Below are 21346 nucleotides of genomic sequence, written 5' to 3' on the forward strand. Positions count from 1 at the left end.
ATTTTACGGTGGAAACTTTACCACCTAATTTGGTGTCCGGGATCATTAAACCACTACAATTTAAACCTTTTTCAAAATGAAAGCTGTGGCACAGTTGGTTTAGATAGTCTTCAAAAAGCGATACTAACATGAGCAAAAAGGATTGTTTCTGGTATTGAGGAAATACATCTTGAAAGTGCGCGCCTAAATCATCGCGATACTTGTACCTATCCCAACAAACAGACTCGTTACTTTCTATATCAGATTCGTTGTACTTAATTAATTCTTCAGACCAATGGCGTTCTGATAGCTCGACAAAGATCCTAAATTTCTCTAAATCAGACAAAAAATACAAAGACACTTGATCGGATTTCTGCATTTTAACTCCTGATGCCTAACAGTGTTTTTTCAGCAGACATTGTCTTTCTAATATTTTAGAAAATACAGATACCACACCAGCAACATACTGTTCTGTAAGTCTTATCCTTCCTTGCACTCACAAATTGCAGAACATGTCTGCATAGTCTTGAGTGTTCAACTAGACTCATAGTCTGCCATTAAGAAAAGTAGGTCAAGAACTGACTTAACGAAAGTAGTCAAGAATTATTTACTAAATGATTTTGGGGCACAAATAAGCTAAGTTCCCATCTTGAGGTCTAGGTTGTCAATCACTCCACGGCGTCGCATTGATCATTCTACTAGGGTGTTGGCTATTATTGGCGTTCAATGACTTGTTTGGGCACTATCGTAGCGGTCACTTATTTTGTTATTGCTCCCAATTGAGAAGGGATGGCAAACACTCGTGAATGGCGCTTACGAGAAACGCAACGCTTGGCCGATCTCTTCCATAATAAACTCTTGTCGTGAAAACAAATTTTATTCATTAGACTCAGGTGACAAATTGTCCGTTAATTCGCGCTACACGCGTAGCGTGCAAGGCCATGAGGGGGACCTTCCGCTCATGTTTTGTTCTTAATATCCGTTGCTGTATGTCGGATATACTCTGTGAGATTAGATGTGGAACAAACATCCAAATTAGACCGCGTTCGCGCCGATTACAACGTGCACTACTGGAGTCAAGGGTTTTACGGTATTGATGACCAAGGTGAAATGTACGTTTCACCACGTAGTGATAATACCCACCAGATTCAGCTAAGCAAAATTGTTAAGCAGTTAGAAGAGCGTCAGCTCAATTTACCTGTGCTGGTTCGATTTCCTCAAATCCTCCATCAACGTGTGCACTCAATCTGTGACGCGTTTAATCAGGCTGTTGAAGAGTATCAATACCCAAACAAATACCTGCTAGTGTACCCAATCAAGGTAAACCAACAGCGTGAAGTGGTCGATGAGATTCTTGCCAGCCAAGCCCAATTGGAAAACAAACAGCTAGGCTTAGAAGCAGGCAGTAAACCTGAACTTCTTGCCGTTTTAGCGATGGCTCAGCACGCCAGCTCTGTTATCGTGTGTAACGGTTATAAAGACCGTGAGTACATCCGCTTAGCGCTGATTGGTGAAAAACTCGGTCACAAAGTGTTTATCGTGCTTGAGAAAATGTCTGAACTGGACCTTGTGTTAAGGGAAGCGAAAAGTCTGGGCGTTACCCCACGTCTTGGCATTCGTATTCGTCTTGCTTCTCAAGGTGCAGGCAAATGGCAAGCCAGCGGCGGCGAGAAGTCGAAATTTGGTCTCTCAGCGTCACAAGTACTCAACGCCATTGATCGCCTAAAACAAGAAAATCAATTAGATACCTTGCAACTGGTGCATTTCCATCTTGGTTCGCAAATGGCGAACATTCGTGATGTACGTAATGGGGTGAATGAGTCGGCGCGTTTTTACTGTGAGCTGCGAGCCTTGGGCGCAAACATCGCTTATTTTGATGTGGGTGGCGGTTTGGCGATTGACTACGATGGAACCCGCAGCCAATCTTCCAACTCAATGAACTACAGCTTGTTGGAGTACGCGCGTAATATTGTCAACACGGTTGGCGACGTGTGTAAAGACTACGAGCAGCCCATGCCGGTGATCATTTCTGAGTCAGGACGTTCGTTGACTGCGCACCACGCAGTGCTGATCACGAACGTGATTGGTACAGAAACCTACCAACCTGAAGCGATTACTGAGCCAGAAGAAGATTACCCTCATCTACTGAACAACATGTGGCGTAGCTGGTTGAACTTGCACAATGGCACCGATGACCGAGCACTGATCGAGATTTACAACGATACGCAAAGTGATTTGGCTGAAGTGCACTCTCAGTTTACGACAGGGGTGTTGACCCTTGAGCATCGCGCGTGGGCAGAACAAACATCGCTGCGTATCTACTACGAATTAAATCGTTTGATGAGCACAAAAAACCGCTTCCATCGCCCAATTCTTGATGAATTGTCAGAGCGCTTAGCGGATAAATTTTTTGTCAATTTCTCATTATTCCAATCGTTGCCAGATTCTTGGGGTATTGATCAGGTATTCCCTGTTTTGCCATTGTCTGGCTTGCAAAACACCGCGGATCGCCGTGCCGTTATGCTCGACATTACCTGTGATTCAGATGGTGCGATTGACGCCTATGTGGATGGTCAGGGTATCGAAAGTACGCTGCCTGTACCCGCTTGGAATGAGGATGAGCCTTATTTGATGGGCTTTTTCTTAGTCGGTGCGTATCAAGAAATCCTCGGTGACATGCACAACCTATTTGGTGATACCCATAGTGTCGTTGTGAATGTTGGCGATCAAGGCGAAATAAACATCGATTTTGTCAACGAAGGTGATACCGTCGAAGACATGATGCGTTACGTCCACATTGATGTAGACCAGATTCGTAAAAACTATCTGTTTTTGGTATCGCAGCGCGTTGACCAAGAAGAACAGCAACAGATTCTAGCAGAGCTTGAGCAAGGTCTGTCTGGTTACACCTATTTAGAGGATTTCTAAATGGATGACTTGTTTACTAAAACGGATCATTCGCTTTACTCAAACTCGATGAGTTTTGTGCGTCGTCCGTATGTCAAAGACCCTGTGGCAGCAGATGCGGATCTGGTTGTGTTTGGCGCCCCGCTGGATATGGCCACCTCTGGTCGCCCTGGTGCGCGCATGGGGCCGGATGCTATCCGTCGTGCGTCGGTAAATCTTGCGTGGGAAGGCAAAAAATTCCCGTGGGATTTCAACCTATTCGACAAAATCAAAGTGGTTGATGGTGGCGATCTTGTCTTCGATTGTGGTGATGCAGAAGATTTTACTTATCGTATGGAAGCCGCCACTTCTGCGATCCTAAAAAGCGGTAAGACGATGCTTGGTTTGGGAGGCGATCACTTTATTACACTGCCGATTTTGCGTGCCTACGCGAAACATCATGGTGAAATGGCACTCATCCATTTCGATGCTCATACCGATACGTATCAGAATGGCAGCAGCTATGATCACGGCACCATGTTTTATCATGCACCAAACGAAGGGCTGATCTCTCCTAAGCATTCGATACAAATTGGTATTCGCACAGAGTACAAGCAAGAAGGTCACGGTTTTAACGTGATCAATGCGATGCAAGCAAACGACATGAGTGTCGATGAGACCCTTGCCGATATTCGCCGTATCGTGGCCGATAAGCCAGTGTACGTAACCTTTGATATCGACTGTTTGGACCCCGCGTTTGCGCCAGGGACCGGCACACCCGTCTGTGGTGGTTTGAACTCGGATAAGATTTTGAAAATCATTCGTGGCCTAAAAGACGTCAATATCGTTGGTATGGATGTCGTGGAAGTCTCTCCTCCATACGATCAAAGTGATTTGACAGCGCTGGCTGGTGCCACTATCGCGCTTGAGCTGATGTACGCTTGGGCAGCCAATAAAGCATTCAACTCTGAATTCTAAGCAGGCAAGGTCAATAACTGGGAGCGCCTAAACGCGGATACTAGACGTATAGGGCTCCTATCAATGCCCAATCAGCTAAGCAACTTGGGTGAGGGTTTGCTGGCGCTTGCGCCAAAATTCGGCATGGCGCCATCGCTGCTCTTTGGTATAAAATTGCTGCTTTAGTTTCATGTACTGTTCAAATTGGCGAGCTAAATCGTCTTGGTAGACTCGGCAATTTTCCTTTAGCTTTTGCGGCGTTGCTGAATTGCCTATCACGCTGGCGGCTTGACACCCAGAGGCCATCGCAAACCCAAGTCCCATCGAAGAAATCGGGTCGAAAGCACATGCCGCATCACCGACAGGAATATAATTATCTACTTGGGTAAACTGAGAAAAGTGTGTGCCCGCAGGCCTTATCCACAGTGTGTCGTCAATACTGCTCGCGCCGTCAACCCACGCTGACATATGGTGACTTCGTGCTAGGTGTTGTTGCCAACCGGCGATACGATTCAACCGCTGTTTGGCAATCAGCTCGAAGTCACTAAAATACGTCACAACCAAGGTATTCTCAGAAAGTGCTGCGCTATACCACCAGCCAAACTCATCACTTTCTATCAGTTGCCGCTGTTCCAGTGAGGCGTGACGGGTATTAAAAAAAGCCCCGACCCCCGTTAACCTATCATATTGGCGCACTGAGGCACCAAGGGATTGACCAATTAATGAGTTACGACCCGATGCATCAATCAGATAGCGGCAAGTAATACTAAACTTACCATGTTGAGGGTGGCTGACGTCCACACGGTAGCCGCGCCGCCCTAACGCGTGAACCCCTTTACTTTTCGTCCTTGGAAACAGGGTGCCACCACGTTCTACAACATGCTCAAGTAACGTCATATCAAAGACTTCACGGTTTACCTGATATGTTGCTCTGTCGGGGGCAAAAATAGCGTGCCGATTGGCAGAAATATCACTGCCCCAAAAAGCACTGTTTCCCTGAGTGGGTTTAAAGCAATCATCGCCAAAATCGCGTCTTTGAATTTGCAGATAGTCAATGATTGAAAATAGGCTTGCAGAAACACTCTCGCCAACTCTGAGTTTTTGTAAATCTGACTGCTCAATTAATATTACGGATAATGGTGTGTGAGTGAGCAAGGTTAATGCGGCGCTGGCCCCACTTGGGCCAGCACCTATAACCAGCACATCACAGTGGTGTGCTTGTGTCATTTTGATTACCGTCTTATGCGTCTGCCACTGCGAGGCGTTTTTCTGCCCGCAGGTTTTGCTGTGATAGGTAGCGACATTTTTTCTTCCAAACCTTTGAGCATCGCCTTGGCTTTATTACAGCCAGATGAAAGATGGGTTTTAAGGTTATCTGGAATATAGAACACGGGGATATCGGTACCATCATCAGCAGGATTGCCAGTAATATCAGAAACAGGGACGTCTTTGTAAGCAAATAACTGATGATTGCGTTCAGTTTCGGTGAAGTAGGGGAAGTTTGGCTCATCGGCATTGTGATTGCGAATAAAGCCAAGTGCAGACCAGTGTTCAACCATTTGGACAAAGCTATTAATCCCACGAGCATAGTTCACTTGCTCACCGGCAGGTAGATGTGACAATGCTTGGTCGTCATACTGACTTGTGAGTACATCCCAAGGGCTTTGTGGTGGCCACCAGTAGCTGTAGTAAGTCGGAGCTAGTGGCACCATGTGTGGGTCGTCGTCTGTGCCCGCGTTGACTTTGTTGACGGTTGGATCAGTGAAATTGACGTTTTGTACCGTGCAGTTGAAAAAGTCAGCTTGCCATGGACATGCCATACGTTTGGTTAAGTCTCCGGGTTGGCAGCCGCCGCCTTCACACTCATCTCGAGTTGGGTCCAGACCATTTGGAAAACCTTTACCAGCGCTTTGATCTTTAATTTGATAGGGCGCTTGGTAGACGGCGGGATTTTGTAAACTCCAAGTCACCTCAATGCCTGGACACATAGGCAAGCCAACGCAATTGCCGACACTGCCTTGATCAACGTAATACAAGCCAAAACTATCTTGTACATCATCAGAGCTGACTGGACTCGTACTAGAAAATTGACCTTTTGCCCATTGGCTTAGCAAGAAGTACTGCGTTTGAGTAAGGGTCAAAAACTTATCAACGATATTATTTTCCGCGTTACTGACAGAGTTACTGCCTGAGTTAAGCGGCATTAATGGGAGATGCCCCTCAGTGCCATACTCAAAGAGTTGTTGGTTGGTTTGATCAAGTGGCGGAGTGGTTTGTACTGTGGCAGGGTCTACTGGCTTTCTAAAATAGTTAAAGTAAGCTTCTCGGTTTGCTTTGTTTTCTTCAGAGTTATCTTTAAAGTCAAAGATATTGGAGACAAATGCCGACATAGATTGTACGTTTGAGACCCATTGGTAACGGCTGATACGTTGAATAATTGGCTCGATATCACGGTAATAGTTAGCGGGATAATCAGGCTGGAATTCGCCATTACGGTACATTTCTGGGCATAGGTTTTGTTCACGAATGGCCACATCAAACATGGTGTCGCTTAGATTTGAAATATTGACAATTTCAGGCGCAAAATCAGGCGAGCCGACAATGACCCATGCAGATAAATTGACTTCGCGACCATCGTTGAATACCAGTTGGCAATATACGGTGCCATCGGCGATGTCGTCGTGCCAAGTGTCTGCTCCCCCGTAGGATTCAAGTGGTTGATCGCCGCCTGCATGACCATAACCTCCGATCACCACTAAACGGCCTTGGTTATCAGTGATGATATCACCGAGTGACTTAACTTCTGTCCCTTGGCTTGGTTTAGGAGGAAAGCTGACAGGGTAATTGTCGGGGGCACTTGCTTGGTCAAATACGGCTTTGGCATGTGCACCAGAAATGGTACGTGGCCCTGGATCAATGATGAGTTCACGACGATCAGTGCCTTCAACGTTGGCATTGCGCAGCGGCGTGTTACGGGCGGCATAACTGTTATCTTGCCCGTATAACAAATTGCCTTGCAGCTCATTGAATTCATACCACGCCGCCTTCTTATTGGCGATATGTACTGTCCATGTGATTGACTTTACGTTATCAGTTGAAAGCGTTATTTCGTTATGATTATCGTCAAAAATTTGAAATGGCTGGCCTTGGCGACGGATCTGCCCCTTGGCATCTTTAAACTGGTTAACGGGTCTATCAATTTTATTGCCCCACTCATCGGCTTCAAATGGCATACCGCCAATTTCGTTAGGAGCCAAATAAAACTGGCCATCGCTATTACCAAGCCTTGCGACGCCAACTGAAGGGTGAAGAGAATAGTTCATATTTATATCCTTTAGATACATTAACTACTGCACAATCACGCACGTAAAGATGAAATTAAGTTACCGTGCGTACTTATTTCACTGGGATACGGCTTCAGCGGAGTAATTAACTCTAGCAGCAAGAACAATAGGTGCACACTTGTGTGTCCCCGTTCTGCCAATATTCACAACGTGGATGCTGTAAACTTTTTCAGACTCAATGAGTGCTGGCCCAGTTGAAGCGTGGGGTAGGGGATGAGAGGGCGAAAGCCGATGTGCAAGTCATGCGATTGTTTGGCAGGGGTTAGGGAGGGACTAGAAAGCAACATACACACCTTGAATTTGGTGTGTATGTTGTGAGGCGATTTATTGATGCTGGTGCTGCATGCCGCTCATCACCTTTTTGATTGGTGCGGTAACGACTTTTTTCTCACCGTTGGCAAAGGTCAGGGTGACATCAATATTCTCGCCTTCAGTGAACGGCTTTTTCAGATTGAATAACATAATGTGTAAGCTGCCCGGTTTAAGCTCTACCGTGCTTTTGGCTGGGATCGTGATTTGATCCACTTGGCGCATTTTCATCACGTCGCCTTCTTTAATGACATCATGCAATTCTACCTTCCCAGCGGCTTCTGTTGTTGCCGAGACAATCACGCGGTCTTTGTCACTGTGGTTGATGATTTCACTAAAGACAGCACTGGTTGCGGCATTTGGTGGTGTTGCGCGCGCATAAGTGTGTGACAACATAATATCTTCGCACGCATGAGCAAATGGGCTAAGAGCGAGAGAGGCTAGAATTAAAGCTTTTAACTTCATTACGAGTTTCCTTGTGAAGTAAGTGTTTTCATTGCTTGTACCAGAGGTGCAGGCGTAAGCGTGTGAGGCACTTTAGTGATTAACTTGCCGTCTGGTTTTAGGAAGTAGAAATAAGAGCTGTGATCGAGTGTGTATTTCAGCTCTGAATTTTTTAGTTGAGTTTTACGGAAAATAACGCCGTATTTATGAGCGAGAGGGGTCGTGACATCCAGAGGTGCCGACAATCCTTCGATCATAGGATGAAAATACTGCGCGTATTTGTAAGAGTCTGCTGCCGCATCACGCTCTGGGTCTAAAGAGATGAATACGGGTCTAAATTTTGATGTGATAGAATCGTCGACTTGGTTTAGTGCGCCAGCTAACATGGCAAGCGAGGTTGGGCAGACATCTGGGCAGCGCGTAAAACCAAAGTAAACGATACGAATTCTTGAGTCTTCTTGGTCGAAAATGCTCACAGGCTTGTCGTCTTTTCCAAACAGGATGACGTTATCATCTGGTGACACTTGAGCTTCGACTTCGGGTTGTGAATCCAAATAAGAGTTGATGCCAAATCCCAGCGCAAATGCAGCGACCAAGATCAAAGACCATTTTTTGCTCATCTTTCCATCCTAATAGAAGCGCTCATAGTATCCTGACCATCGGTAATCTCGCCGACCCAAGTCATCGTATTCTGAGTACAGACTGGCAGCGTGATGAGGCCACTGTACTGAGTAGCGCCGCTTTTGTTGAGTGTAAACATTAGGGTACCCATCTCCATTTCATAACCTTGCAACGTGATGAGTAAACTTTGTTGCTTAGTACTATTAGGCCAATCAACCGTGATTTTAGTCGGTACCAAAGGTTGGCTAATATCGCGATCAGCTTCTACACGAATATTACCAAGTTCACAAGCCTGAGTCGTGACAAGGCAATATTCTGACAAAGGTTTGACGTGAGCTCGTATGTTAAACCATTGATAAACGTCACTAGCAAAGAAACCTGCGCCTAATGCACAGACAATAGCAAGCGGCTTAAGTATTGACGGCACGGAGTATTCTCATTTTTGGTTGAGCGCCGATCCTATCACCGGATGTTTGTCAATGGCGAAATTTGCTCAGAAATTTGTGCAGCTCATCAATGCCTGAGCAAGTGTAAGCTTCTGATCCACCATGAGATAATATCTTGAGTTAGCCTTGCTTGAGGTAGGGAGATTGGTGAGATAGTTTTAATTGTCTCGTTGAAAATCAGCAGCAATGCTATCGAATTTCTACAGGGCGGCCAGAGCTAGCCAGCGCTCAAACACGCTGGCAATGCAGTCTTACGAGTCGTTGCTTAGCAAGAACTGTTTGAATCGAGATTGTGTTTCCGCATCGGCTTTGTTGTACCAAAAGTGCAGCATTTCTTCTGCTGTCGAATCTGTTGCCAACGTCTCATTGGTCACTTTTGGGGCCGAAGGTTGAGAAACCGCTGCAATAGGAGCCACCGCTGCCACACCGCCACGACGGTTATAGTCAGCCAGTTCCAATTTGAAATTTCGGCCAATTTGCATGCCGTCTTTGACGAGTTTATCTTCTGTCACGGCTAGCGCAGAGCCACTCGCTGTGGTGAGTTGCCACTGGACATTTTTGATGTCTTTTTCGCCTTCAAAACGATCTTTGTATTTTGGTAGCTTGAAACTAAGTTCGGCATCATGAGTATTGAATTTGGCGATAATCGGATCGCTTTCAAGGATGATACGATCATTACCTTGTGTGAAATATGGTTGGTAACGGAATAGGAGTTGATTTTCTCCATCGGGTAAAACGAGGGTTTTTGTTGCGGAGAAAAAGCTCCCAGAAAACTCTGGTTTGCCATCGTTTACAACCAAGACATCTATCGTGTCTGGCACTGTGATTGTCACGTCTGCTACAGCTAGGCTACTTACAGTCAGTGCTGCCACAGCCAGAAATGTGGTTTTGATGTTCATGACTCGATCCACTTAGTTTTGGTAAGGGGACACTTTGCCTAGTGATACAGGATATTTCAATTAGATAAATGTCAAAGTGATAAGATTTCACGGAAAGTTAACTTTGATAGCTAATAATTGGATCATTAACCATAGTGATAATTTATAAATTTTGGGTCGAAATCCACTTTAGTATGTAACAGAGTAAATTTGCTCGGCGAATTTTTAAGCTTGCCTCGAAAACAAGGTTTATTTTTTTCATCAAAAAAAAAGTCTCTTAAATACTCAATTTATGTTCATCGGAATGTAGCCGAAGGATAGATCTGACCGATTTTCGCACCTATTTAGGGATGTTTGCGGATAGGGATAGACGACAAGGTTCCCAGTTTAGGGAGATTGACAAGCAATAAGAGAGACAGTTATGAATAGGATGACTTTGTATGCTGTAAGTATCGCTTTGGTATCGTCGAGCTCAGTAATGGCATTGCCTGCAGCCCCAACGATTGATGTCTATGGATCAAATAATCTTCAATTTTCTAAGATAGAGTTGGCGATGGATACCACTTCTGGATACAACCAGATGGTGAAGTATTTTGATCAAGCAGACATTAATATTAAGTTTAACCAATGGAGTGGTACAGCAGGAGATGCATACAAGGTCTATTTTGATGGTGTTGAGGTTGCCAACGGCAAGATAACAGGAAGCCAAACCACGGCTAGCTTCAAATACGCTCAAGGTGGACGTTATCAACTAACCGTTGAGGCATGTGATGCTACCGGCTGCAGTGCTAGTGCTCCGGCCACTTTGGTGGTTGCTGATACTGATGGTGCTCATTTAGACCCACTGCCAATGAATGTCGATCCCAATAATAATCAATACACTCTCGAGCCTAATACGGTTGTTGGTACGTATTTCGTCGAATGGGGCATCTATGGGCGTAATTTTACCGTTGATAACATTCCAGCACACAATTTAACTCATATACTTTACGGATTTATACCCATATGTGGTCCCAATGAGTCGCTTAAGTCGGTCGGGGGAAATAGCTATCAGGCGTTGAAGACGGCTTGTACTGGCGTACCAGACTATGAGGTCGTCATTCACGATCCATGGGCGGCATATCAAAAAAGCTTTGCTCAGGCAGGCCACACATTTAACTCTCCCATTAAAGGCAACTATGCCATGTTGATGGCGCTTAAACAGCGTTATCCTGAACTGAAAGTGATCCCTTCGGTTGGTGGTTGGACGCTATCTGATCCCTTTTACGATTTTACGAACAAGGCCAATCGAGACACTTTTGTTGCGTCAGTGAAGAAATTTTTAACGACTTGGAAGTTCTACGATGGTGTTGATATAGACTGGGAATTTCCAGGCGGTGGTGGCGCAGCGCCCGATTTAGGCGATCCAGTTAATGACGGCCCTGCCTACGTGGCTTTAATGCGAGAGTTACGCGCTATGCTCGATCAGCTAGAGCGAGATACGGGTCGTACCTATGAACTGACCTCGGCTATTGGTGTCGGTTATGACAAAATTGAAGATGTGAATTATGCAGATGCCGTTCAGTATATGGACTACATCTTTGCCATGACCTACGACTTTTATGGCGGTTGGAACAATGTACCCGGCCATCAAACCGCACTTTATTGTGGCACGTTCATGCGCCCAGGTCAGTGCGATGGTTCTGGCGTTGATGGTGATGGTGTCCCATACAAAGGCCCTGCCTACACGGGTGACAATGGCATAAAACTCATACTTGATCAGGGCGTGCCAGCCAATAAGTTGGTGCTGGGTACGGCTATGTATGGCCGAGGTTGGGAAGGGGTTACGCCAGATACGTTGAGCGATCCTAATGACCCAATGACAGGGACAGCGACAGGCAAGCTCAAAGGTTCAACGCAGCAAGGTGTGTGGGAAGAAGGGGTAATTGATTACAAAGGCATCAAGACTTACATGCTGGGTCCAAACAAATCTGGGGTTAATGGCTTTAAATATGGCTATGACACTCAAGCTGAAGCGCCTTGGGTTTGGAATCCAACCTCTGGTCAGCTGATCACGTTTGACGATGATCGATCGGTGAAAGTGAAAGGGGCCTATGCTCGAAGTTTGGGTCTGGCGGGTTTATTCTCATGGGAAATTGATGCGGATAACGGCGACATTCTCAACGCAATGCATGAAGGTTTGGCTGGTGGAGAGCCTACTAATCGGGCCCCTGTTGCCAATGCGGGGCCAGACATGACAGTTGTTGGGCCAGCCTCTGTCACGCTAGATGGTTCTCGCTCAAGCGATTCTGATGGCACGATTTCAAGTTACTTATGGGAGCAGACTGGCGGTACTCCGGTCTCTCTATCGGGTAAGAATATGTCTCAAGCGAACGTCAACGTTTTGGAAGTAACAAAGGTTGAAATACTGACATTCAAGTTGGTGGTCACGGATAACGATGGAGCGACGTCAGATGACAGCCTGATGATCACAGTTCAACCAAAAGACACAGGTCCAGGCAATACAGCACCTGTCGCGCGAATATCGGTACCAGAGAAGGTAAAAGCGGGTGAACGTGTCGTTGTCGATGCTTCGCGTTCGACTGACGCAGATAACGATCCACTGCTATTTCGTTGGGATATTCCATCTGATTTAAAAGTGGATATTGATGGTGCGCGGGTGAGCTTTATGGCTGCTGAATATGATCAAGATACTGCTTTACGCTTTAGTGTGAGTGTCAGTGATTCAAAGGTTAGTTCTGTGGCATCCGCAACGGTTGTTGTAGAAAAAGCAGGCACAGGGGGAGGAAAATGCGACAACCTTTGGAACGCTCAAACGGTTTACACCAGTGGTAATAAAGTTACTTGGGATCAAAGAGAGTGGCAAGCCAGATGGTGGACACAAGGTGAAAATCCTTCTCAATCTGGCCCGTGGGGTGTGTGGGAAGACATTGGCCCCGCTAACTGCTCTACAGATTGAATCAAAACTTGTTGGCAACGCACATGACAAACCGTGTGCGCTGCCTTTGTCTATTTACCTCAAACTCTGTCAACCCACATGCTGATCTCGTCTTATGATTTCGTCTGTTTAAGGTCATTTAAACAGTAAGTTTAGATACCGTATTTTGTACATAAAGATTAAATATTTGAGTTTTCAAACTTATATTGATTTGTGATAATTTTATCCAAAATAAAAATGAAACAAGTTTGATATGAATTTGATATTCACCTAGTCTAATAAGGTAAGTTGTCATTAGTTATGTTATTACATCACTAGCATAAAGCAATGTTCAGCAAGTGTGATAGCTAGGTATATTTTAACAATAAGGTGAGTATAGATATGTCAGAAGTACGTACACGAGTAGACTTTAAAGTCGGGCAGCAAAGCAACATTGATGCTGAAATTGTCTCTTTTCATGGTCTTAAGACGGATAAAGAGCACGTGGCAGTCATATTTAAACAAGCTGACAAACTGCAGGAAGCACCGTTAGTGCGAATGCATTCAGAATGTCTTACTGGCGACGTGTTCCATTCTTCTCGATGTGATTGTGGGGAGCAGCTTGAAGAAACCATTAACCTTATGGGGGAGGCTGGCGGTATTATTTTGTACCTGCGTCAGGAAGGGCGCGGTATTGGCTTATACAACAAAATTGATGCGTATCGTTTGCAAAGTCAGGGTATGAACACTTATGAAGCAAACAATCATTTGGGGTTTGATGATGATCTTCGTGATTTTACCGAAGCTGCTCAGATGTTAAGTGCGCTTGGTATTACTAAGGTACGCCTAGTGACAAATAATCCTAAGAAGATTAACGAACTAGCATGTTATGGTATTGATATTGCCGAGGTAGTCAACACTTCTGCACACATTAAAGATGGTAATGAAAGCTACCTAAAAGCAAAAGCATGTCATGGTAAACACTCGTTAATTGTTTAGTCGGTATAAGGTTTCAGCATCTAGACGGTATTTCCTCTGCTGAAACCTTTGTTCTTCATGCTTACTTAGATATTTTGCACGTCTAATTTACCGCTCTAATGTTGCCCTGTCTTAAGTTATTCAGAACCTCGGCTTTCGGGCCATCGGTGATGATTGTTCCTTTTTCCATCACAATGATTCTATCTACCACATCCAACATGGAAGTTTTATGGGTAATCAATACCAAAGTTTCTGATGGCTTTAGCTGAGCAAGCTGCTGTTTAATATGCATTTCAGAACGGTTATCCATAGCACTGGTTGGTTCATCTAATATCATAACAGGAGGCCGATTGAGAAAAGCTCGGGCAATGGCAACCGCTTGGCGTTGTCCACCGGAGAGTAACAATCCACCTTCGCCCACTTGCCGTTCTAGCCCCGCAGGATCTTGTTGGGTAAAGGCGGTGACCCCTGCTCGATTCGCCGCATCTAGCACATCTCGGTCATCGGCGAGCGGGCGGCCAAGCGTAATGTTGTCGCGAATAGAACCATAGAATAACTGGCTGTCTTGTGGCACACACCCTATATTACGTCTGATATCGATATGATGAAGTTGTTGTATGTCAGTGTCATCGATACGAACATGGCCTTCCGTTGGTTTGAATAGACCGAGAATAAGGCGCTCAAGTGTTGTCTTACCTGACCCTATTCTACCAATAATTGCGACTTTTTCTCCGGGATTGATTGTTAAACTTAAGTCGCGTATTGAAGCGATAGGACAGTCTGGGTAATGAAAGGTCACTTTGTCTAATTCAATCTTGCCTCTAACAATAGGGCGATGAATATAACGCTTTCCCTCTTCTTGCTCGTCCGGCAGTGTCATTATCTGTTCGATGATAGTCAGAGAAGATTTGGCTTGGTTATAGCGCGCAGAGAGTAGCGATAGTTGAACCATAGGGCCAATAGCACGATTACTTAGCATGGATGCGGCAATAAGGCCACCCATTGTGAGCTCACCATCTGCGATCAAGTATACCCCAAGAATAATCATGCCTATGCTGGAGGCTTGTTGAACAAAGCCTGCGGTGTTGTGGATTCCATCGGTAATTCGTCGACTTTTGATGCTCCAATTGGACATGTGAGCAACGGCTTCTTCCCATTTAAATTGGAATTGACTTTGTGCGCCAAACAGTTTGAGAGTCTCCAAACCCACTAAGCTTTCAATGAGATTGGCATACTTTTGTGACGCAAGGCGTGAACCTTCTTCAATCGAGCGTTTGAGTGGTCCCTGTATAATGAGTGCATAGGTGGCTAGAATGAAAACCCCTAGTATTGGGATAAGGACTAAGTTACCTGCCATTAGCCATATCAAAACCAGAAATAAAATGGCAAAAGGAAGGTCGATTAGAGCTCCAATAGTTGCTGAGGCAAAAAATTCTCTAATCGATTCAAACTCTTGCAAGTGCCTGGCAAACGCACCGACAGAAGGGGGTCTGGCTTCCATTCGTATCCCCATGACTTTACTAAACAGTTTGGAGGAGATGAGAATGTCGGATTTTTTCCCCGCGATGTCGATAAAATAACTGCGAAGAATTTTCAGAGTAAGATCGAATAAGAATATAACAAAGATTCCACTTGCCAGTACCCAGAGGGTTTCAAATGCTAAGTTAGGGACAACTTTGTCGTACACCAGACGGGTGAACATAGGTGCTGCAATGGCGAACAGATTGATCAATATTGAAGCGACGAACACATCGCGGTAGATATTTTTTGACTGCCACAATGTTCCCCAAAACCAATGGCCTTCACGAGTTTTTAAAATTTCAGGTGAACGTTCATCGTAACGAAACTGTTTTTTAACTAAGAAATAGCGGCCAGTATAGAGTTCATTGAGCTCGTCAAATGGTATGGAAATGGGCACTAAGCCTGATTCTCCGGTCACGACCTCGACTTCTTGCTTTTCTGTGCTGATTGAGTTCAAAACACAGGCATCCCCCCCTTTTAAAATCAACACAACGGGCAGAACTAGCTCAGAAATATCCGTCAGTTGTGAGCGATTTTCTTTGGCGACAAGTCCTGCGCGATCGGCTGCCCGAGGAAAGAGAAAGGGCGTCAGTTTCCCTGAAGATAGAGGTAAGCCATTGATCAGCGCTTCGGGTGAGTTTGCCAATCCGTAGTAGCGGCTGATGTATATGAGTGAGTTGAGTAAAGGATCTTGCATTGATGACTTTAACCTTATTACTTATCTACAATAAAGCCTTGGAATACATCGATAAAGTGCTCCGCCAAAAAGTCGAGTTGTGCCTGAGTTTCCACACGAGATGCAATGGTCTTGATACCAAGGTTATGAGCGGTACGTGAAATGGAAGTTAGGGTAAATTGTTGTTTCTCTTCATCTAAATGGTGAGTGTAAAGGTAGTCAACTTTAACATAAGCAGGTCTGAATTCGTTGATGTAATCTAAAGACTGGAAATTTCGTCCGTAGTTATCCACCCCAAAATCTGCTCCTGCATTGCGAATGGCGTTACAAAATAACGCAGTATGATGAGGCGTATTCACAAAGCAGTTTTCAGGAATTTCAAAATGCAGCAGTGACGCGACAGATTTGTGGCGGCTTAGTATTTGAGTAACCCAACGAATGAAACTGGGCTCGGCAATACTGCTTTGCGAGATATTTATTGCAACCGGATCTGAGAACAGGCCTTGTTCGAGTTGTGAAACCATGGTTTTTATCACGTATTCATCAAATAAGTGACTCGCATGAAGTTGTTCTAGAGCAAACATATACTGGTTGGCACTAAATCTTTCCCCATCTCTTTCAATTGCGGAGAAGACTTCTCGGTGGAAGGTTTTTCCTCCGCCATCGTTCGCCGCTTGATATCGGAATTTAAACCAGTCATTGCTTATCGCTTCTTCAACGAGCGCTTTCCATTGCTGTTTACCCATTAGATTTTCTGAGCTATCGCTGGTGACGTAGCCATAGGTAATTTCAGGATCAGACTTCGCTGTTGCTAAAGCATTGTCAAGCATAGTGAGGATGCTGGATGTATCTTTCGGTACCTCATTGTACACAACCCCAAGTGCCACACTGGATTTTGCCATTCCTGTGGGATCAGGGTTAATACCTTGGACATAGTTGACAATTCTTTCTGAAACGCTTTTGAGTTCATTCTCGCTCATATTAGGGATGATAAAGGCAAACTCTTCCGGAGAAATGCGGGCAATGGTAATGTCTGGATAGGTCAATGACACGCTCAAGTGATCAGAAAGCTCTTTTACCATGCTATCACCCGCTTTGTAGCCTTTCTCTTCGTAGAGGTCATGAATAAAGCTCGCTTCAAGGAGCGCAACACCGCCTATACCCCCTTCCCCTAACCATGCGTTGAGCTGATTCATATAGTAAGCACGGTTACCAAGTCTAGATACAGGGTCAATGTATGCGCGCTCTCTTAGTTTTTGTGCTTCTTGTGCTTGAGCTTTAAACGACTTTTCAACTTGTGCAGACATACTATTGATGCCATCGACAACATAGATAAGATCTTTGGTGGAAGGACGAGGAAGTGGGTCACCAAACTGATTACGTGCCACTTGCTCCATTTTTGTCACAATGAGCTGTAACGGACGTAGGGCGCGCTTGAGAATAAAAGCAATCGACAGCAAACCAACGGCAAAAATAAGGCTAAACGCCATTCCTAGGCGCACAAATGCGTTCCATAATTGGGTGTAGGCGTCCCCAGTGTGGCTGACAATTTCAACTTCCGCGAGTTGCATCCAACCACTGGTCACGACTCGTCGATCATGGATGCGGTCGAACAAGTGCAGATCGGTAAACCAGCTAGGCACATCGAGAGGTTTCACTGGATAGGAACGAATGATTTCTTCGCCATCATCTAAGAAAATCAGGCGCACAACGGAGTAACTACTACCATCAAACAATGCGTTGACCACAGATTCTACGGCAATTTTATCTTTGCTCTCTAGGTAGGGAGCTAAAGCGAGACCAACTGTGTTGATGGTATTGTTCATTTCTGACCGTTGCTGCTGAATCAGGTTGTTTCGCGTGGTGTTAAATTCAATGATAAAGACTGAGCCCATTAGCATCAGAAATACAGCTATCATCCCCGCGACAAGTTGTTTATATAAAGTCATTATTGCCTACTCATCGTAATTCAAAATTGGTTTATTCAATTTGAGTGATTTTTCTCTGGCCCTGAGGTCATTCCATAAGCTAAGCCTCGATGACTCTCCCGCCAGTTGTCCTTTTTTTGATTTCATTAGCCACAAATTTTTACCATTGAAGCTGTATATGGGTAGTAAATCTCTGCGTTTTGATGCTCTTTTGATTTGAGGATCAATATTGTCGAGCAAGACAGGCTCTGCACTGGGCTTTGAATAATACGCCAACACCATATGAAACTGATTTAATCGTATTGCCTTAACGTAAACGAGTCTTAATTTTCTATCCGAAACGCCGAGCTCAAGCAGTGAAAAGTACTTTGCAATCGTAAAGTCCTCACAATCTCCGCCACTACTGCCAAGAAACTCAAGCGGTGTCGCCCAGTAATCTTTTTTGCCCCAAAGCCTGTCATCATTAACAAAATTGAGCTGGTTGAAGAAGCGATTGACCTCTACCAGTTTTTGGTCTTCCGGTAGTTGCTTAAACTGCACCATTTCTCGACGCCAAGTTTCGACTCTTTTTCCAGCTCGCTCCCCATAGGTTTTGCGCACAGCGTCAACCCAACGCTGTTCTTGGGTATTAAGCGCTTGTGAAGTGGTCGAGATCAAAACAAGCAATAGGATAGAAAGGAAAAACTTCATGTCACTGCTGCTAATGTATTTGGTGGAGCCAAGCTGAAAGCATATTTATTCCTTAAGCGCGTTGTTTTTGGCACCAATGATAGGCCTTAATAAATATTCCATAACGGTTCGCTTCCCTGTAATGATATCTACGGATGCCGTCATGCCCGGTATAATGGGCAATGAATCATCATTATTGAGACTGGTTTCTTTGGTTCTTACCCGTACAAGATAAAAGCTGTTACCCTCTTCATCGGTTGTTGTATCGGCACTGATGTGTTCAAGGCTACCTTCAAGTCCACCGTATTTAGTAAAATCATATGCGCTAAATTTGACAATCGCATGCAAATTTGGCCGCAAAAAGGCAATATCTTGTGGCGCTATTTTGGCTTCAACTAACAAAGTGTCTTCACTTGGCACTATCTCTACTATATCCATTCCAGGCTGTATGACCCCTCCCACGGTATTAATATTGAGTGTTTTGACTGTGCCCATCACTGGTGAAATAACCACAGTACGATTGACTCTATCCTCCAAGCCAACACTCGACTCAGTAAGGGCGGAGAGCTTATCTTGCGCTTGATTGAGCTTTTCTTGTTGTTCAGATCGAAATTGCTGCGCGGCATCAATGCGATTTAACAGAGCCTCTTGGATGGCAGATTTGAGCACGGGTACTTTGAGTTCACTAGACGTCATTTCTCTTTGTGTATCATTGACTTGTCGTTGCAATTTCAATAATTCGATTTGAGGTACTACGCCTTCGTCAGCAAGGGGACGAGTGATCTCAAGCTCTTTTTTGGCAAAGTTGTAGCTTTCACGCAAATTTTTCACTCGCGCTTGGATCTCGACCAAATCTTGCTGCTTTTGTTTGACTTGCTGATCAATCAAAGAAATTTGATTGTTTAGGCTAGTGAGGTCTTGTTGGTACTGTGCTCGTTGTCTTGCAACCAATTGAGGTTGTTTTTCAACCAAAGATGGTGGGAATGCTAACTTGTTAAAATTAATTTCGACACTTTTTTGCCACAATTGTTGATTGAATTTTTCATTGACGGTGACGCTGGTTATAGACGCAGAGAGCTGCAAAACACTGGCAGTAAGATTGGCAATTTGCTGTTCACGCTCACGAAAGTCGGACCGAAAACGTGTGTCATCAATAAGTAGCAGTTGTTGGCCTTTTTGAACTGACTGGCCCTCACGCACTAAGATTTCTTTAACCAGCCCCCCTTCAAGGTTTTGTACTACTTGTATTTGAGAAGAGGGGACAACTTTACCTTCTCCGACGGTGACTTTATCTATCTTTGCCCAAGAAGCCCAAACGCTGGCTAGAATTAAAAATAACACCATCACCCAAAGCATCACGCGAGCACTGCTGGGCGTATTGAGCAACAAAGCGGCGGTTTTATCATCCACATACTCAAGCTCACTATTAGAAAGTTTGTTGTAGTTACCTTGAGTCATCGAACGATTCCTATTGATCTTTTGTATTGTTTTAGTCTTGTCATAAGAATAGCCAATTTTGTCGGGATGCAGTAGTAAGTTATTGGAGTATCAAACACTTAAATGAGAGAAAAGTCGTAATTTGTGCGCTGAGTTGGGTCAGTGTTCTACGTTACGGTCAGATTTGAACTAGATCATTTTTGCTGCCGTAATCTATAGTTGAGTGACTAACTTTATCGATTTTCTAGGTTGTAGGTCGACTCATCAGTATCAGTCCAAAGCGCATTGTTTGTATCTCTCGCACCACCTCAAGAGCAATACCCACAAATCCCCCCAGTTTGGAAAAAGTACAAACCTTAATATTGCCCATTGCTTTTATTGGCATTGGTCTATTATTGAAAAACACAGTATACGAAAGGTGGAGAAGCTGATATGTCACTGGGAAGTGTATTAAATAAAGTTGAGGATACAGATGAACTTCTTAAGCTTCATGATCTTACCGAAGCGGATTTAGCACTGATTCGTAAATTTGGTCAAATTATGGAGCCCAAACTAGATGAGTATGTTAAGCACTTTTATGATTGGCTTAGAAATACCCCTGAGTACGAGCAGTATTTCGATGATGCGCAAAAATTACAACGTGTAAAAACATCCCAGCTCCAGTATTGGAGGACATTTTTTGAGGCTAGGGTAGACAAGGCTTATCTTAAAGATAGACAAAGGGTCGGAGATGTTCACGCGCGCGTGGGTTTGTCATTGCCGACCTATTTTGCTGGTATGAACATCTCGATGGTGATATTTACCAAAAGAATGTACGACGGCAGTTTATACAGTGATGAATACAGCTCATTGGTGACGGCATTTACTAAATTATTGCATTTAGATACCACTATAGTGGTAGACACCTATTCGCGTTTAATTAATAAACGCATATCTGAACAGAGTGAAGCATTATTAACGATGTCGACACCGGTTACGATGATTTGGCAAGATATTTTGATGTTACCAATCGTCGGCATTATTGATTCAAAACGTGCCCAAGATATTATGTCAGCAGTACTTAATAAGATTTCGGAGAATAGAGCCAAAATATTTATTATGGATATTTCTGGTGTTGCGGTCGTCGATACCGCGGTGGCCAATCACTTTATTAAAATAACGAAAGCAACAAAATTAATGGGTTGTGATTGTCTGGTCTCTGGCGTTTCCCCCGCAATTGCGCACACAATGGTTCAATTGGGTATCAATGTTGGAGAGGTTCGTACCAATGCAACCTTACGAGATGCGCTAGAAAATGCATTCAAAATTGTCGGACTGACCGTGAGCGGTTTGAAACACTTTACTCATGAGTAGTGA

Annotated in this window: 16 protein-coding genes; 5 read left to right on the plus strand and 11 right to left on the minus strand. The window is 44.5% G+C overall.

The genetic code is table 11. The features are described from left to right. Positions 1-358 (minus strand): hypothetical protein (locus tag QQK21_RS14750; protein ID WP_284192948.1); only part of this gene is annotated, 358 nt, incomplete at its 3' end. Between the two features lie 638 nt (positions 359-996). Between QQK21_RS14750 and speA the strand changes: the two genes are divergently transcribed. Beyond that, on the plus strand, positions 997-2907 hold the full coding sequence (gene speA, locus QQK21_RS14755) for an arginine decarboxylase (protein WP_284193064.1): 1911 nt from the start codon (positions 997-999) through the stop codon (positions 2905-2907). Further along, positions 2908-3843, plus strand: coding sequence for an agmatinase (gene speB / locus QQK21_RS14760; RefSeq protein WP_284192949.1), 936 nt, complete (start codon positions 2908-2910; stop codon positions 3841-3843). A gap of 75 nt (positions 3844-3918) precedes the next feature. Here the strand turns inward: speB and lodB are convergent, their stop codons facing one another. The 6 genes from lodB to QQK21_RS14790 all read right to left on the minus strand — a co-directional run bounded on the left by lodB (position 3919) and on the right by QQK21_RS14790 (position 9885). After that, positions 3919-5049, minus strand: a complete 1131-nt coding sequence (gene lodB, locus QQK21_RS14765) for a lysine-epsilon-oxidase maturase LodB (protein WP_284192950.1) — start codon at positions 5047-5049, stop codon at positions 3919-3921. Positions 5050-5054: 5 nt separating this feature from the next. Then, on the minus strand, positions 5055-7145 hold the full coding sequence (lodA, locus tag QQK21_RS14770; RefSeq protein WP_284192951.1) for a CTQ-dependent lysine 6-oxidase LodA: 2091 nt from the start codon (positions 7143-7145) through the stop codon (positions 5055-5057). 345 nt (positions 7146-7490) lie between these two features. Next, positions 7491-7940 carry a copper chaperone PCu(A)C gene (locus QQK21_RS14775; protein ID WP_284192952.1) on the minus strand — a complete coding sequence of 150 codons (450 nt, stop codon included), beginning with the start codon at positions 7938-7940 and terminating at the stop codon, positions 7491-7493. Continuing rightward, entirely contained in the window at positions 7940-8539 is a 600-nt protein-coding gene (locus tag QQK21_RS14780) for an SCO family protein (protein ID WP_284192953.1), read from the minus strand. Before QQK21_RS14780 ends, QQK21_RS14775 begins: the two co-directional genes overlap by 1 nt. Beyond that, on the minus strand, positions 8536-8967 hold the full coding sequence (locus tag QQK21_RS14785; RefSeq protein ID WP_284192954.1) for a hypothetical protein: 432 nt from the start codon (positions 8965-8967) through the stop codon (positions 8536-8538). Before QQK21_RS14785 ends, QQK21_RS14780 begins: the two co-directional genes overlap by 4 nt. A 270-nt stretch (positions 8968-9237) precedes the next feature. Further along, complete coding sequence (locus tag QQK21_RS14790; RefSeq protein WP_284192955.1) at positions 9238-9885, minus strand: DUF2057 family protein; 648 nt, start codon at positions 9883-9885, stop codon at positions 9238-9240. A 400-nt stretch (positions 9886-10285) separates the two neighbouring features. Here QQK21_RS14790 and QQK21_RS14795 point away from each other — a divergent pair, with 400 nt between their 5' ends. Together QQK21_RS14795 and QQK21_RS14800 are read left to right on the plus strand one after the other, a co-directional pair. Next, positions 10286-12823 carry a glycosyl hydrolase family 18 protein gene (locus tag QQK21_RS14795; protein ID WP_284192956.1) on the plus strand — a complete coding sequence of 846 codons (2538 nt, stop codon included), beginning with the start codon at positions 10286-10288 and terminating at the stop codon, positions 12821-12823. 360 nt (positions 12824-13183) lie between these two features. Then, positions 13184-13780, plus strand: coding sequence for a GTP cyclohydrolase II (locus QQK21_RS14800; RefSeq protein ID WP_284192957.1), 597 nt, complete (start codon positions 13184-13186; stop codon positions 13778-13780). 82 nt (positions 13781-13862) lie between these two features. Here QQK21_RS14800 and QQK21_RS14805 read toward each other — a convergent pair whose 3' ends face one another. The 4 genes from QQK21_RS14805 to QQK21_RS14820 are packed head-to-tail and all read right to left on the minus strand — an operon-like array spanning position 13863 to position 20011. Then, positions 13863-15977, minus strand: coding sequence for a type I secretion system permease/ATPase (locus QQK21_RS14805; RefSeq protein ID WP_284192958.1), 2115 nt, complete (start codon positions 15975-15977; stop codon positions 13863-13865). A gap of 17 nt (positions 15978-15994) precedes the next feature. Then, positions 15995-17905 (minus strand): bifunctional diguanylate cyclase/phosphodiesterase, encoded by a 1911-nt coding sequence (locus QQK21_RS14810; protein WP_284192959.1) that lies wholly within the window; start codon positions 17903-17905, stop codon positions 15995-15997. 6 nt (positions 17906-17911) lie between these two features. Continuing rightward, complete coding sequence (locus QQK21_RS14815) at positions 17912-18574, minus strand: transglutaminase-like cysteine peptidase (protein WP_284192960.1); 663 nt, start codon at positions 18572-18574, stop codon at positions 17912-17914. Positions 18575-18619: 45 nt separating this feature from the next. Continuing rightward, on the minus strand, positions 18620-20011 hold the full coding sequence (locus QQK21_RS14820; RefSeq protein ID WP_284192961.1) for an HlyD family type I secretion periplasmic adaptor subunit: 1392 nt from the start codon (positions 20009-20011) through the stop codon (positions 18620-18622). A gap of 411 nt (positions 20012-20422) precedes the next feature. On the opposite strand from QQK21_RS14820, the gene QQK21_RS14825 reads away from it, so the two are divergent. Next, positions 20423-21343: a protoglobin domain-containing protein gene (locus QQK21_RS14825; protein ID WP_284192962.1), complete on the plus strand. Its 921-nt coding sequence runs from the start codon at positions 20423-20425 to the stop codon at positions 21341-21343. Positions 21344-21346 lie beyond the last annotated feature (3 nt).

The organism is Vibrio zhanjiangensis, assembly GCF_030161235.1.
Lineage (GTDB): Bacteria > Pseudomonadota > Gammaproteobacteria > Enterobacterales > Vibrionaceae > Vibrio > Vibrio zhanjiangensis.